This is a genomic window from Pseudomonas sp. Pseusp21 (assembly GCF_059492145.1).
Genome location: NZ_CP168520.1, coordinates 5,358,374 through 5,372,779 on the forward strand (window position 1 = coordinate 5,358,374; position 14,406 = coordinate 5,372,779).

17 protein-coding genes are annotated in these 14,406 nt (G+C 60.6%); 6 read left to right on the forward strand and 11 right to left on the reverse strand.

What is annotated here, in order from left to right; translation table 11 throughout:
- Positions 1-63: 63 nt before the first annotated feature.
- Positions 64-798 carry a DUF899 domain-containing protein gene (locus ACEN93_RS24395; protein ID WP_495610612.1) on the reverse strand — a complete coding sequence of 245 codons (735 nt, stop codon included), beginning with the start codon at positions 796-798 and terminating at the stop codon, positions 64-66.
- Positions 799-975: 177 nt separating this feature from the next.
- Between ACEN93_RS24395 and ACEN93_RS24400 the strand changes: the two genes are divergently transcribed.
- Entirely contained in the window at positions 976-1,368 is a 393-nt protein-coding gene (locus tag ACEN93_RS24400; RefSeq protein ID WP_039772548.1) for a hypothetical protein, read from the forward strand.
- A gap of 62 nt (positions 1,369-1,430) precedes the next feature.
- On the opposite strand, the gene ACEN93_RS24405 is transcribed toward ACEN93_RS24400, so the two are convergent.
- The 3 genes from ACEN93_RS24405 to ACEN93_RS24415 all read right to left on the reverse strand — a co-directional run bounded on the left by ACEN93_RS24405 (position 1,431) and on the right by ACEN93_RS24415 (position 3,500).
- The gene (locus ACEN93_RS24405) at positions 1,431-2,300 is read right to left on the reverse strand and encodes a DUF6279 family lipoprotein (RefSeq protein ID WP_103385754.1); all 870 of its coding nucleotides are present in this window, start codon (positions 2,298-2,300) and stop codon (positions 1,431-1,433) included.
- A 77-nt stretch (positions 2,301-2,377) separates the two neighbouring features.
- Positions 2,378-3,094 carry a TorF family putative porin gene (locus ACEN93_RS24410; protein WP_495610613.1) on the reverse strand — a complete coding sequence of 239 codons (717 nt, stop codon included), beginning with the start codon at positions 3,092-3,094 and terminating at the stop codon, positions 2,378-2,380.
- A 217-nt stretch (positions 3,095-3,311) separates the two neighbouring features.
- On the reverse strand, positions 3,312-3,500 hold the full coding sequence (locus tag ACEN93_RS24415; protein ID WP_170844885.1) for a PFL_1563 family small protein: 189 nt from the start codon (positions 3,498-3,500) through the stop codon (positions 3,312-3,314).
- A gap of 351 nt (positions 3,501-3,851) precedes the next feature.
- Here ACEN93_RS24415 and ACEN93_RS24420 point away from each other — a divergent pair, with 351 nt between their 5' ends.
- From ACEN93_RS24420 to ACEN93_RS24430, 3 genes are all read left to right on the forward strand, one after another.
- Positions 3,852-4,688 (forward strand): CvfB family protein, encoded by an 837-nt coding sequence (locus ACEN93_RS24420; protein WP_074691138.1) that lies wholly within the window; start codon positions 3,852-3,854, stop codon positions 4,686-4,688.
- Between the two features lie 44 nt (positions 4,689-4,732).
- Entirely contained in the window at positions 4,733-5,122 is a 390-nt protein-coding gene (locus tag ACEN93_RS24425; RefSeq protein ID WP_414882343.1) for a DUF2177 family protein, read from the forward strand.
- Between the two features lie 163 nt (positions 5,123-5,285).
- Positions 5,286-6,218 (forward strand): DMT family transporter, encoded by a 933-nt coding sequence (locus ACEN93_RS24430; RefSeq protein WP_495610614.1) that lies wholly within the window; start codon positions 5,286-5,288, stop codon positions 6,216-6,218.
- Here ACEN93_RS24430 and ACEN93_RS24435 read toward each other — a convergent pair.
- Positions 6,163-7,344, reverse strand: a complete 1,182-nt coding sequence (locus tag ACEN93_RS24435) for an MFS transporter (protein WP_495610615.1) — start codon at positions 7,342-7,344, stop codon at positions 6,163-6,165. The two genes, ACEN93_RS24430 and ACEN93_RS24435, sit on opposite strands and share 56 nt — an antisense overlap.
- A 104-nt stretch (positions 7,345-7,448) precedes the next feature.
- On the opposite strand from ACEN93_RS24435, the gene ptrR reads away from it, so the two are divergent.
- Positions 7,449-8,342: a putrescine utilization regulator PtrR gene (gene ptrR / locus ACEN93_RS24440; RefSeq protein ID WP_495610616.1), complete on the forward strand. Its 894-nt coding sequence runs from the start codon at positions 7,449-7,451 to the stop codon at positions 8,340-8,342.
- A gap of 142 nt (positions 8,343-8,484) precedes the next feature.
- Positions 8,485-8,613, forward strand: coding sequence for a PA1414 family protein (locus ACEN93_RS24445; protein ID WP_003184145.1), 129 nt, complete (start codon positions 8,485-8,487; stop codon positions 8,611-8,613).
- A 93-nt stretch (positions 8,614-8,706) separates the two neighbouring features.
- Here ACEN93_RS24445 and ACEN93_RS24450 read toward each other — a convergent pair whose 3' ends face one another.
- The 6 genes from ACEN93_RS24450 to speB all read right to left on the reverse strand — a co-directional run bounded on the left by ACEN93_RS24450 (position 8,707) and on the right by speB (position 14,232).
- Complete coding sequence (locus ACEN93_RS24450; protein WP_039772540.1) at positions 8,707-8,955, reverse strand: phosphopantetheine-containing protein; 249 nt, start codon at positions 8,953-8,955, stop codon at positions 8,707-8,709.
- A 44-nt stretch (positions 8,956-8,999) separates the two neighbouring features.
- On the reverse strand, positions 9,000-9,725 hold the full coding sequence (locus ACEN93_RS24455) for an MBL fold metallo-hydrolase (protein WP_495610617.1): 726 nt from the start codon (positions 9,723-9,725) through the stop codon (positions 9,000-9,002).
- An 82-nt stretch (positions 9,726-9,807) separates the two neighbouring features.
- Positions 9,808-11,187 (reverse strand): sodium:solute symporter family protein, encoded by a 1,380-nt coding sequence (locus tag ACEN93_RS24460; protein WP_039772536.1) that lies wholly within the window; start codon positions 11,185-11,187, stop codon positions 9,808-9,810.
- A 93-nt stretch (positions 11,188-11,280) separates the two neighbouring features.
- Positions 11,281-12,792 (reverse strand): purine-cytosine permease family protein, encoded by a 1,512-nt coding sequence (locus ACEN93_RS24465; protein WP_064594245.1) that lies wholly within the window; start codon positions 12,790-12,792, stop codon positions 11,281-11,283.
- 56 nt (positions 12,793-12,848) lie between these two features.
- Positions 12,849-13,271 (reverse strand): YybH family protein, encoded by a 423-nt coding sequence (locus ACEN93_RS24470; RefSeq protein WP_495610618.1) that lies wholly within the window; start codon positions 13,269-13,271, stop codon positions 12,849-12,851.
- A gap of 10 nt (positions 13,272-13,281) precedes the next feature.
- A complete protein-coding gene (gene speB, locus ACEN93_RS24475) occupies positions 13,282-14,232 on the reverse strand; it encodes an agmatinase (RefSeq protein WP_003222717.1) in 951 nt (316 codons plus the stop codon).
- Positions 14,233-14,406 lie beyond the last annotated feature (174 nt).

The window sequence follows — 14,406 nt, forward strand, 5'->3', positions numbered from 1 at the left end:
TGAAGCAGAGACAGATTCAAAAGGTCGAACAATCTGTCTCGCTTCATCGCAATCAAGTGGCGATCAGGTCGCGTGGCAGCAACTGGATTTCGTTTCTCCCTCATACCGGTCATGGTGCCGCACCCATTCCATGATCTCGTCCTCGTTCCGGCCCTTGGGCGTGAGGTCGAGGTAGTTGTAGGCGCCGACCAACAGGTCGAGGCCGCGGGCATAGGTTGAGTAAGTGTGGAAAATGTCGCCGTTGTCGGCGCGATAAAACACGCTGAGCCCGGGCATTTCTTCCTCGACGCTGTCGGTCTTTTCGTAGTTGTACGTAGCCTTGCCAGCGTCGACATCCTCAGCACGGGCGCACACGCCAAAGTCGTAGTTGAAATCGCAACCGTCCGACGACACCCAGTCGAATGTCCAGCCCATCCGCCGCTTGAAGGCCTGGAATTCGGCGAACGGTGCGTGGGACACCGCCACCAGCGCAATGTCGTGATGGGCCAGGTGTTGGTTGGCGCCGTCGATGTGGTCGCTGAGGAATGAACAGCCCGGGCAGCCTTCCTCCCAGCCCTTGGCGAACATGAAGTGGTAAACGACGAGCTGGCTGTGTTTGCCGAACAGGTCGGCAAGTTTCAATTCGCCGTTCGGCCCCATGAAGCGGTAATCCTTGTCGACCTTCACCCAGGGCAGGGCGCGGCGTTTGGCGCTGAGGCGGTCGCGTTCCCTGGTGAAGGCCTTTTCATCGGCCAGATGCTGCTTGCGGGCGGCGAGCCATGCTTCGCGCGACACCACGGGATGATTCTCAACGTTCATGATGATTTCTCCTGCGGGGGTTGAAACCGTCTGTCTCAGACTAGTCGTTCAACCCTGCAGGAAATCGACAGACCGCCGGTCGGTCGGGGCGCCGAATAATCCTGAACGCTGACGCAGCGCTCCGGTCACAACCTGTGAACGCGCCAAAAAATCACGCGCACCGGAGGTTGAATCAGGATGACGACTTATAACTGGGATTTGATTGAGCGCCTGCTGCATGAAGTGCAGAACGGCGCGGGCCACAGCTTTGCGCCACGGTCTTTTGCCGAAGACTATGCGGCGGAAAAAGCGGCGGCGGGCGAGCCGATCGAGAATCTGGATCACCTGAAAACGCTCGCCTGCGACTACGAAAAGCTGCTGCTGGAGCGCGGCTACATCGAGCCCCGTGGCGAAGATGAAGGCAGTACCGGCAACAACTTCAGCCTGACCCCGCGTGGCTCCAGCCTGTTGAGCCTGATCGACAGCAGCATTCCCGGCAACGATCATCCGCGTCAGGTGCTCGATGAGCAGGAAGATGCGCTGGATGAGCTGACATTCGATGAGGTGGCCTCCAAGGCGCAGATTGCCTGAGGCGTTGCACGAAAAACCGTGGGAGCGATTTTGCTCGCTCCCACATGGGTTTTTCAGTGATCTCAGCTTTTTTGTGCGGCCTTCAGGCACTTCAAGTCATTGAAGTCCTTGCGCACCCCTTCGATTTTTTTCAACAGGCGCTGCCTTTGCTGCGGCGTGCTCTCTGCCATCAGGTCGACGAACAGCGAACGGGCCTGCGCCTCGGTATTGGCGTAGGCCTTTTGGTAATCCGCTGTCCATAAACGCTCGCGATTGACCAGAAGCGTCTCGATCCGTTGTGGGAATTCAGGACTTTTGCGTTGCGCCACCGCCGCGCTGAACTGCTTCTGCCAATGCGCACGGTTGGCGATCCACTGGGTGTTCTGATCGCCCAGGGCGGTTGACCAGGCCATCACCCGCTGTTCCTGTTTGGCGCTCAACGGGCCGAGCCAATCGTTGAGACGCTTGTCCATGCGCGCGCCTCGTTCGGCAATCTGCTGCGCCAGTGGTGGCTTGAGGTATTCCTGCTGGCGCTTTTGCAGATCCTTGGCAAACGCGTCGTTCATTTCAGCGACCTGCCGATCATCCAGCCCTTGCAGCAATTCAATCGCCGACGGGGTGATTTCCCGGGCGGTTTCGGCGATCGCCTGCTTGGCTTCTGCGGTGCGGGCCTGGAGCGCTGCGTCGGTGACCTGATTGGTCTCGACCATGGTTTGCAGGCGATCCAGCCAATCGAGATAACCCGGCAATTGCGTGGTGCAATGCCAGTTCAAGTGTTCCCTGAGTCGCTCGTTGAACCAGTCCTTCTGCTCGCCGTTCATGTCCAGGTAGTCGCTGAGCGTCCACGGAATGATCACGTCAAGATTGCGATAGGCCAGGCCAACACGGCTGCAGGCGCCGAGGGCGAGGGTCAGGATCATTAGAACTGCGATGCGTTTGAACCAGCTAGACATGGGCGAGTCCTTGCGAAAGCCAGCCTTGAGGGTCTGATTCTCATGTGAACACAGGATGGCCCCGGCAGTTCAGCCCATCAAAAGAACGGGCGTTCGGCCTTGAGCGTGACCAGCCCGTCGCACTGACTGTTATGCCCGGAATAGGCCGAGCAATCGCTGCCGCTGAGGCTCGAATTGCTGTAGATCAGGTCGAGGTCGATGCCCATGAACGGCCGGGAAAGTTTCACCGACCAATCGGTAAAACTGCTGACATAACCCCCGTCCACCGAGACCGGCGTGTTGAGATGATGGGTGGTGTATTTCATGCTGATCCCGATACCGAACGGCTGATTGCCGCCCAGGTCGGCAAACAGGGTGTTGTTCTGTTTGTCCGGATCGTTGCTCAGGGCGATGCCGATCCGGCTGCCGAGCAGGGTCAGGCCACCGAACAGTTCCTGGCTGTCGAGGGTGTCGACCTTGGGGTAGCTGTAATGGATCATCCCGACTTCGTAGCCGAGGGTCTGATCGAAAGGTTGTTTAAAGCCGACGTAGGAGTCGATTTCGAGATTCTTCCCCGGCGTGAGGCCCATGCTCGGTGCGTACTGGCCTACATACAGGCCGCTGTCGTGGCTCAGGTCCAGACCGCCGTGGAACGAGCCGACTGCGGAAGGTTTGACCAGCCCCTGGGCCATGCTGCGGCTGGGCGTGGTGCCGAGCTTGAGGTCGAAGTCACCGAGTTCACGCTGGAAAATCTGCGCGTGCGCGGCCGTGCTCGCCAGCAGGCCTACAAGCAATAAACAGGATGATTTGAGCATGCGTCACTCCTTGAGCAGCGAGCGCAGGGCGATAAAGCCTGCTGAAACGCTTGATCCAGACGCGTGCAAGGATACCGGCGAATGATCGGCATCGAGGGCCGTTCGTCGATTTCTGCTGTTTTACAGGTTTGATTAAACGCGAGAGAGGTCTTGCGAGGGATCCGGTCCAGACGCTTCGAAGCTCAAAGCGCCTTTGGACTGGTGTGCTGCGGGGGTGTTACTTCTTGCCCAGGCTGATCTGCTTGGACGGGCCGAACGTCTGGCCGCTGACGCCCTTGGCAATTTGCTGGATTTCGCCGCCGGACTTGAGGAATGCCGCGATCTGATCGTTGATCGATTCGCTGGTTTCAACGGCTGGAGCTGGCTTTGCTTTGCTGGAGGATGCTTTTACACGCATGGCGGCCATTAACCTGTAGAAAAGTAACTCGGCCAGGCATCGTACAGGAATAACTTGACAATTGCTTGGTAAATATCCCCCGGAATAACCCAGTGGGCGGGTGGATTATTCGTGATTAATTATTCGAAATATCCCGCTAACCTGCTGTTTTAAATAACAACCTTTAGGCGATTCCATGATGTTCGGCGCTGTCGGGAACGCGTGAAAGCCGTCACGCTGGCCTGACGAGCGGCGCCCATCCAACGCGAAATCCAGGAGAATCAAGGCTTCCCACAGATTTTCGCGCGGCCGGCCGATCGGACGGCCAACCAGCACGGCAAAACCGGGTAGAATGCCGCCCACGCAATGAGGGTATTGGAAATGGCTTTAGTCGGGCGTTACAACAGTTTGCAAGTGGTTAAACACACTAACTTCGGTTTATATCTGGACGGCGGTGCCGACGGCGAAATCCTTTTGCCCAACCGTTATATCCCCAAAGATATTCCTAGCGAAGATGAAGACTGGCTCAATGTTTTCATTTATCTGGACAGTGATGACAAACTTATTGCCACCACTGAAAAACCAAAAGTTCAGGTCGGTGAATTTGCCAGTTTGAAAGTTGTTGAAGTCAACAGCATCGGCGTGTTCCTTGATTGGGGCCTGCCGAAGGATCTGCTGCTGCCTTACTCCGAAGAAAAACGCCAGTTGACCGCCGGCGAGTACTGCGTGGTGCATGTCTACCTCGACAAGCACACCCGCCGCATCACCGCCACCGCGCGCCTGGATCGTTATCTGGACAAGACCCCGGCCAACTATAGCGCTGGGCAGGAAGTTGATCTGCTGGTCGCCGAAGCCACCGACATGGGCTTCAAGGCGATCATCAACAACAAGCACTGGGGTTTGATTCACAAGAATGAAATCTTCAAGTTCATGCGGGCCGGCATGCGCGAGAAAGGCTTCATCAAGGAAGTGCGCGCCGACGGCAAGATCAGCCTGAGCCTGCAACCGGTGGGGCAGGAAGCGGCCAGCAGCCTGAACTCGAAGATCCTCGCCAAGTTGCGCGAGAACGATGGCACCCTGGCCGTCAGCGACAAGAGCGATCCCGCGCTGATCAGCAGCCTGTTCGGTGTCAGCAAGGGCAATTTCAAGAAGGCCATCGGTTCGTTGTACAAGAACGGTCAGATCGTCATTCATGCCGATCGCATTGAACTAACCTGAGTCTTGCGTGGCCCATGTTGCATGGGCTTACTTGAGATCGGCAGATGAAAAAAGCGTTGATTGCCTACGTTGCCACACTGCTGACGTTTCTTCTGCTCGACGGGCTCTGGCTCGGCGTGCTGATGGCGCCGACCTATCGTGAACTGCTCGGTTCGTTGATGCTTGAAAAACCGTTGCTGGTGCCGGCAGCGGTTTTTTATTGCCTGTACGTTTTCGGCTGTGTGGTGTTTGTGGTGCTGCCGTCGCTGACCTGGCAACGCGCCGCCCGTATGGGCGCGCTGCTCGGGTTGGTGGCTTATGGCACCTATGACCTGACCAATTGGGCGACCTTGCGCGGCTGGTCGATGCAGGTGTCGCTGATTGATTGGGCCTGGGGGACGTTTGCCACGGCGCTGGCCTGTACGGTCGGGTTTTGGGCCGCTCGCCGAGGCTGACGGCGGGCATGACGCAACAGGGCAATTGCATGTCTTTGCCGGGCGGCAATTTCTGTCCGACTGGTTGATAATCCCTGCCATCCTTTTTAGCCCCGGACAAAGAGCCGGGGCTTTGTTTGACCATTGGAAAAACTGCCATGTCGTGTGTGTTCGAGGTGTCGAGGTGAGCGCCAGTCGGCGCAGTGCCGACGGGTTTGCCCTGCAAGTGATGATCGGCCTGTGCCTGATCTGGGGCGTGCAGCAGGTGATGATCAAGTGGGCGGCGACCGACATTGCGCCGGTGATGCAGGCGGCGGGGCGGTCGGGAATTTCCGCGTTGCTGGTAGGACTGCTCATCTGCTGGAAGGGCGGCTGGGATCAGGTCGGTGCTACCTGGCGCGGCGGCTTGCTGGCCGGTGCCTTGTTCGGTCTGGAGTTCCTGTTCATCTCCGAAGGCTTGCAGTTGACCACGGCGGCGCACATGTCGGTGTTCCTTTACACCGCACCAATCTTCACCGCGCTGGGTGTGCATTTCCTGTTGCCGAGCGAGCGTCTGCGCCCGGTGCAATGGCTGGGGATTTTCCTCGCGTTCGTCGGGATTGCCATTGCATTTGCCGGTGGCGTGTCGTGGGACCACCTCGACCGCCGCATGTTGATGGGCGATGCCCTCGGCGTGCTGGCCGGTGCCAGTTGGGGCGCGACCACCGTGGTGGTGCGCGCCTCGCGTCTGTCGGAAGCGCCGGTGACCCTGACCCTGTTCTATCAACTGATCGTCGGCTTCATCGGCCTGCTGCTGATCGCGTTGCTCAGCGGCCAGATCACCCACGTCAGCCTGACCGTCGTAGCGGTGGGCAGCGTGTTGTTTCAGGGGCTGGTGGTGTCGTTCTTCAGTTACCTGACCTGGTTCTGGCTGCTGCGCCGTTATCTGGCGGCCAACCTCGCGGTGTTTTCCTTCATGACGCCATTGTTCGGCGTGACCTTTGGCGTGGTGCTGCTCGGCGAAGAACTCAGCCTGAACTTCATCGTCGGTGCCGTGCTGGTGTTACTCGGCATCACCTTCGTCAGCGCGGAACAGTGGGTGCGTCGGCGTTTGCGCAAAGCCCTCGGTCAGCCGTAACCGATTTGCCCGCCAGACCGCCGGCAATCAGCAGGCCGCTGCCGGCGATCACCAGCGCCGGTTGCAGGCCACCGCTGAAGTGGCTGCTGACCGCCGCCAGCAACGGCCCGCTGAGCTGGCCGACGGCGAAGCACGCAGTGAGCAGGCCGGCGTTGCGCTGGGTGGCGTGGGGTGCCAGTTCCCGGGAGCGTTGCATCACCAGTTGCATGCAGGCCAGGAACGGCGTGCCGCACAGGATAACGCCCAGCGCCAGGCCGAGGCCGCTACCCAGCAGGCAAGCGAAAACTCCCGCAGCCTGCAGCCACAATGTCGCCATCAACCAGTGCCGGGTGGTTTCCGGATCGTGCCGACGCAAACTCACCAGCAGAACCCCGATTGCCGCGCCGAGGCCAAAGCACGGCCAGAACAGATCGGCCTGCCACTGCCCGTGAAACTGCGCGTTGGCCATCTGCGACAGAAACGTGGCCGGGATGATGTAGCCCACGCCATACAAGGCATACACCACCGCCAAACGTCCAATGCCACGATTTGACGAACCGACCGCAGTCGGCGCGGCCGGCACGCCGACACCCGGTTGTGGCAGGATCCGCACGATCCCCAGCAGCGTCACCAGCGCCACGGCGGCGTAGATCAGCCACAGGGTGGCGGAAGTCTGCTGCGCCAGATGTGAGAACAGCGCCAACAGCCCAGTCAGAAAAATCCCCAACCCCGGCCCGGCAAACACCAGCGCCCCCAACCGTGGACGACCCGCCGCCGCAGCCAGCGGCTGACTCAATGCAGTAATCATCACCAGCACCCAGGCGCTCGCCACTCCGGTGCCGAACCGCAGCAACAGATGCGACCAGAAGCCGTTGGCCCAAAACGACGCCAGTGTCAGCAACACACACAACCACAAGCCACCATGCAGGCGCCGCTGCACCTGCTCGGGCCGGCGGGAAAACATCGCGTCCACCGCACCGAGCAGATAGCCGAGGTAGTTAGCCGCCGCAATCAGACCGGCGGCGGTCAGGTCGATCTGCCCTTCACTGAGCAGGTGCGGCAGTTGCGGGGTGAGGGCGAAACGCCCGATGCCCATGGCCATCATCAGGGCAATGAAACAGGCGGATAAGCGAATCAGCGGTGACATGGTCTGAATTCCGTTGGAGGTTCAATGACCGTCAGGCTAGGACTGATTGACTTTCTTTAAAATTGAATAATAGTGAGAAACTTGTTCTGTTCAGGAGAAAGGTTGTGGAGTTCAGCCAATTGCGGATCTTCCAGGCCGTTGCGGAAGAGGGCTCGATCACCCGCGCCGCCGAACGTTTGCATCGGGTGCCGTCGAACCTGTCGACACGGCTTAAACAACTGGAGGAGCAACTGGGCGTCGAACTGTTCGTCCGTGAGCGTCAGCGTTTGCAGTTGTCGCCTGCGGGAAAAGTCCTGCTGGACTACACCGGCAAACTGTTCGCCCTGCGCGATCAGGCCAGCGCGGCGGTGATGGGCGGGCAGCCGGCGGGGGATTTCGTGCTCGGTACGCTGTACAGCACGGCGGCGATCCATTTGCCGGTGCTGCTCGCGCGCTATCACAAGCAATATCCGGCAGTGAATCTTCAGGTGCAGTCCGGGCCCAGTGGCGAGTTGCTCGAAGGCCTGCTCACCGGGCGCCTCGACGCCGCGCTGGTGGACGGCCCGCCGCAACTGGCCGGGATCGACGGTGTGCCGTTGTGCAACGAGCGACTGGTGCTGATCAGCGAGGCCGATCACCCGCCGGTGCGCAGCGCCAAGGATGTCGAAGGGCGCGCAGTGTTCACCTTTCGTCATGGCTGCGCCTATCGCGCACGGCTGGAAGCGTGGTTCGCCCACTACCAGGCGGCGATGGGCCGGGCGATGGAAATCGAGTCCTATCAGGGCATGCTCGCCTGCGTGATTGCCGGCAGCGGTGTGGCGCTGATGTCGGAGTCGATGCTCGCCAGCCTGCCGGGGCGCGAAAGCGTGGCGGTGCATCCGCTGGCCGAACCTTTTGCCAGTGCGACAACATGGCTCATGTGGCGCCGGGGCATGGTCGGTGCCAACCTCAACGCGTGGATTGAACAGCAGCAGGCGCTCTATCCCGTGGCTGGCGAGGACGTGCGGGAAACGGCTTGAACGAACGGTCAGGGATTTGGATCAATTCAGTAACAGATCATTGCGGATTTGGCCGAGCATTGCGTAGGACTTCGGACTATTATCAGTGCGAAGCGGCCTCAGTATTCCGGACGCTCAGCACCACCCTGAAGGGGGCATGACGATGAAAGAGAAAATTCAAAACTGGCTGCACGATTTGGGTGTTGCCCTCGGCTTGATCGAACCGCCTCTGCAACCGGTCCCGATTCGCACCGATGACGAACAGCGTCGGCGTCAGCCACGTCGGCGGTAATGCCCCGCTTTGAAGGATCAAAGGATTTAAACGACAAAAGATCGCATCCGGCCGTCGCTCCATGGAGTGGCGGCCGGGTGCGATCTTTTGTTTTCAGTGACGCCCGATTTCCATCAGAAACCGGCTCAGGTCATTCACGGTTTTCGCAGTCTTGAGCATCCGATCCTCTTCGGCGGTGAAGGCCGTCAGTCCGAATTCATCTTCCAGATGGAAGATCAGATCCTCGATATCCGCTTTTTCCAGCCCCAGTTGCGCCAGGCTGGTGTGGTCGTCGAATTCACGATTTTCCAGCAGGCGCAGGATGAAGCGGTGCACGGCAGCACGCACGGCAGCTCTTCTCATGGCAGATTTTTATTGTGGTTGATCTGACTGAAGTACAGCAGGCCTCAAGCGTGCCGGCGCAACCATTCGTCAATCATCCCGCGCAGGTGCTCTCCGGAAAAACTGCCGAAGTGCCCGCCATGCACCGTGCGGATCTTCAACCCCTGCAAGCGCCGCAGGCTGGCGGCGTAGTCGTCGAGGTTGGAATGGTAAGCGTCTTCGATCAACGGCCCGTCGTAAATGATGTCGCCGCTGAACAGGGTTTCGCTGGTCGCTTCATAGAGGCTGATCCCGCCCGGTGAATGTCCCGGCGTGTGCAGCACCTGCAGCGTGCGATTGCCCAGGTCCAGCACATCGCCGTCCTCGACAAAACCAGTGGCCGGCGCAGCCTTGACCCGATATTCGGCGTAGCACAACGGGCAATCCGGGTGCGCGTCGAACATGTCGTCGCCGACGAAGGCCCGGCTCAGATCGTTCTCGCCATCCGGCGCCGCCAGAATGTCCGCCTCGGCCGGGTGCACCAGCCGTTCGGTAAATTCGTGATGCCCGGCGATGTGGTCGAAATGGCAATGACTGGCCACCGCCACCAGCGGCCGTTCGGTCAGCCACGGCAGTTGTTCGCGCAGGCTGACCAGCCCGGAACCGCTGTCGAGCAACAGATCCTTGTCCCGGCCCTGAACGTGCCACAGGTTGCAGCGATAGAACGGGCGGATGAACGGCTCGTGAATCAGCCGAATGCCGTCGCTAAGGTGCTGCACTTCGAACCACTGATCGCGAGAAACAATCTTCATAAGCACTTTCCTTGAGACGAAAAAAACGGGTGTGGCAACCGACGCCACACCCGCCGAAGAAAGTTGTTGCTACCGCTTCAGCTTAGATCGCGCTGGCCACCACGTTTGGGCGACGGGACATCAGGCTGACCACCACAAAACTCACCAGCCCCACAGCCAGGCTGTAGTAGATCGGCGTGTTGGCATCCAGACCATCCTTGAACATGAACAGCAGGGCGGTGGCGAAACCCAGGCCCATGCTGGCGATGGCGCCGGCAGTGGTGGCGCGTTTCCAGAAGATCGCACCGATCAGCGGGATCAGCATGCCGCCCACCAACAGGTTGTACGCGAGGGTCAGGGCGCTGATCACGTCGTTGACCACCAGCGCGATGCCCAGCACCACGACACCGGTCAGCAGGGTGAACAGGCGGTTTACCCCCAGGCTCGACTGTTTGCCGCCACGCAGTTTCGGCAGCAGGTCTTCGGTCAGGGTGGTGGCAGCGGCGAGCAGACCGGCGCTGGCGGTGGACATCATCGCGGCCAGGGCAGCGGCGATCACCAGGCCACGGATGCCATCCGGGAGCGACAGTTTGACGATGGCGGCGAAGGCGTTGTTGACGTTGTCCAGATCCGGGATCAGCACGTGCGCCGCCATGCCGATCAGAGCACAGGCCAGACCGTAAAGGATGCAGTAGATGCCCGCGAAGCTACCGGCGTACTGAGCCACTTTTTCGTTCTTGACGGTGAACACCCGTTGCCAGATGTCCTGACCGATCAGGATGCCGAAGAAGTAGATCATGAAGTAGGTGATGATCGTGTCCCAGCCGATGGTGGTGAAGCTGAAGGCGGTGGCCGGCAGTTTCAGCACCAGTTCGTCCCAGCCGCCGACGCGGTACAGGCAGATTGGCAGGAGGATGAACATCAGGCCGACGGTCTTGATGATGAACTGGACGATGTCGGTCAGGGTCAGCGACCACATGCCGCCGATGGCCGAGTAGATCACCACCACGCCACCGCCGAGCAGTACCGAGATCCAGAACGGCAGGCCGAACAGCACTTGCAGCACGGTGCCGATGGCGAGGATCGAGGTCACGCCGATCATCAGCGCGTAGGCCAGCATGATTGCCGCGCTCGCCGAGCGGGCCATCGGGTTGTAGCGTTTTTCCAGGACCTGGGTAACGGTGTAGATCTTCAGTTTCAGCAGCGGCTTGGCGAGGAACAGGTTCAGCGCCACGATGCCGCAACCCAGTGCCGCGCACAGCCAGAAACCGGAGATGCCGTGCACGTAGCCCAGGCGCACGGTGCCGACGGTGGACGCGCCGCCGAGAACGGTCGCAGCCATGGTGCCCATGTACAGGCTCGGGCCTAGGTTACGCCCGGCGACCAGGAAGTCCTCGTTGGTCTTGGCCTTGCGCATGCCAAAGTAGCCGAGCAAGAGCATGCCGGCGGCGTAGATGAGGACGACGAATAAATCCAAAGCCATGATGGCGTGTCTCCGATTGTCTTTTTTATGGTGAAACAAAATTGGTTCTATGAGGCTGCCCTTGTGGGAGCAAGCCCGCTCCCACAAGGTTGATCAGGCAGCCTGACGCAGCGCCGCTTCAGCCGGCGCATGCGCGCCTTTGCTGCGGGGATCCTTCGGGCCGTAGACCAGCGCCGGCTCCGGGAACAGGCTCAGCAGCATCAGGTACATCACCGAGGCCAGCCCGAGGGTCACCAGCAGGCTGATGTCGATGCCGCCGGCCAGCTCACCCAGCGGACCCACGAACTGCCCCGGCAGGTTGACGAAGCACAGGCCGACCGCCGCGCTCGGGATCCACGCACCCAGGCCGCGCCAGTTCCAGCCGTGGCTGAACCAGTAGCGCCCGCCTTGCTCACCGCGAGTGAACACTTGCAGGTCGTCCGGGCAATAGAAGCCGCGACGCACCACCAGGCCGATGATCATGATCACCATCCACGGAGTGGTGCAGGTGATGATCAGCACGGCGAAGGTCGACACGCTCTGCACCAGGTTCGCCGCAAAGCGCCCGATGAAGATGAAGGCAATCGACAGCACGCCGATCAGCAGCGTCGCCTTGACCCGCGACAGCAGACGCGGGAACACGCTCGACATGTCCAGCCCGGTGCCGTACAGCGACGTGGTGCCGGTGGACATGCCGCCGATCACCGCAATCAGGCATACCGGCAGGAAGAACCAGCTCGGCGACACCGCCAGCAGACCGCCGACGTAGTTGTTGGCCGCGATGTAGTCCGGCGCCTGAATCGCGACGATGGTCGCGGTGGTCAGGCCGAACAGGAACGGGATGAAGGTGGCGATCTGCGAGAGCACCACCGCCGCCATGATCCGCTGACGCGAAGTTTCACGCGGGATGTAGCGGGCCCAGTCGCCGAGGAACGCACCGAAGGAAATCGGGTTGCTCATGGCCACCAGTGCGGCGCCGATGAACGCGGCCCAGAAGCCTGGCTGACCGAGGCTGACGGTACCGGCGTAGTGCGAATCGAAAGGACCGGCGAAGGCGAAGATGCCCAGCAGGAACAACAGGCTCGCGCTCCACACCGCGACCTTGTTCACCCACAGCAGGAAGCGGAAGCCGTAGATGCACACGGTCAGCACCAGAATCGCGAACAGACCGTAGGCCAGGCCCAGGGTCAGGTCGGTTTCCGGCAGGCCGATCAGGCGTTTTGCACCACCGATCAGCGCATCCCCCGAACTCCACACCGAGAGCGAGAAGAAGGCGATGGCGGTCAGCAGCGACAGGAACGAACCGACGATCCGCCCGTGCACGCCGAAGTGCGCACCGGACGACACGGCATTGTTGGTGCCGTTGAGCGGGCCAAACAGGCCCATCGGTGCAAGGATCAGCGAGCCGAGCAGCACGCCCGAGACAATCGCCCAGACGCCCGCCTGAAAGGACAGGCCGAACAGCACCGGGAAACTGCCGAGCACGGCGGTGGCAAAGGTATTCGCGCCGCCAAAGATCATGCGGAACAAGTCCACGGGACCGGCGGTGCGTTCGTTGTCCGGGATCTGTTCGACCCCGTGGGTTTCAATTTGCGTAAGGCTTTGGTCGTTGTTGTTGTTATTCATGATCTGCTCCGATCATAAAGGCGCGCCTCATCGTGTGTGAGGCGTCACCTGTTTGGCTAAGGGGATGGCAGCCCTTCCGGCATTGCGGACAAATGTTCGTGACAGGCCAGCCAAAGGCCTTGTTGTTCTAGGCTCGACGCTTGTTTTCTGAAAACAATCGTCTCGCGCTCCTGGCTGAAGTGTTGCTCCCCTTGCATGCGCAGCTCGGTGGCCACGTCATGGATGAAAATCGCCACGTCACCCTGCAGGCTGACGAAGGCGTTGCACGAGGTGCAGGACAGCACCTCGAAGCTATCCTCGGCGCGCCAGCTGTCCCACAACGCCTGATAGGCATCGCGCGACAGCAGGGGCTGTTCGAGGGTGTAGAACACAAAGCTCGCATCGGCGCTGAACGCGCCGAAGTAGGCTTCGCGATCATTGCGGGCGAAGGCGGACACCAGATTGGCGGCCGCTTTCAGAACCTGATCACGTTCGTTCATGACCCGACCCTCAGCGGTGGACCACGCCCGGCAGTACGCAGAGCATTTCGTACAGCAGGTTGGCGGCCAGCAGCGAGGTGTTGCCGGTGGTGTCATAAGCGGGCGAGACTTCTACCAGATCGCAGCCGATCAGGTCGAGGCCCTGGCAGCCGCGAACGATTTCAATCGCCTGAATGGTCGTCAGACCACCGATTTCCGGGGTGCCGGTGCCTGGCGCCCAGGCCGGGTCGATGCCGTCGATGTCGAAGCTCAGGTACACCGGGCCGCCACCGACTTTCTCGCGCACTTCGGCCATCAGCGGCGCCAGCGACTTGTGCCAGCACTCTTCGGCCTGAACGACGCGGAAGCCCTGATCGCGGCTCCAGTTGAAGTCGTCGGCGGTGTAACCCTGCGCCCGCAGACCGATCTGCACCACACGGTCGCAGTCCAGAAGACCTTCTTCGACCGCACGACGGAAGGTCGTACCGTGGGCGATCTTCTCGCCGAACATGTGATCGTTGACGTCAGCGTGGGCATCGATGTGCACCAGACCGACCTTGCCGTGCTTTTTGTGGATGGCACGCAGGATCGGCAGGGTGATGGTGTGGTCGCCACCCAGGGTCATCGGGATCACGTTGTGCTCGAGGATGTTGTCGTAGGCTTCTTCGATGATGCGCACGGCGTCGAGCAGGTTGAAGGTGTTGATCGCCACGTCACCGATGTCGGCAACCGACAGCGAGTCGAACGGCGCAGCGCCGGTGGCCATGTTGTACGGGCGGATCATCACCGATTCGGTGCGGATGTCGCGCGGCCCGAAGCGGGTGCCGGGGCGCAGCGAAGTACCGATGTCCAGCGGCACGCCAACGAAGGCGGCGTCCAGACCGGCAGCGGTCGGTACATGGGGGAGTCGGAGCATGGTGGCGATGCCGCCGAAGCGCGGCATTTCGTTGCCGCCCAGTGGTTGGTGAAGAATCTTGTCCACGGGTAGGGCCTCATCGTCTTTGTTTTATTTATGTCGGCACGCCGTATTCGCAAGGTCACGGGCACCGCTGTGGGCCGATTCTGCGAAATGTAGTGGGGGGGAAGAATCGCTACGGGCAAATACTTAGTTCAGAAATTTCTAAACTAATGCGAGGGAGATGGATAGACTTCTCGC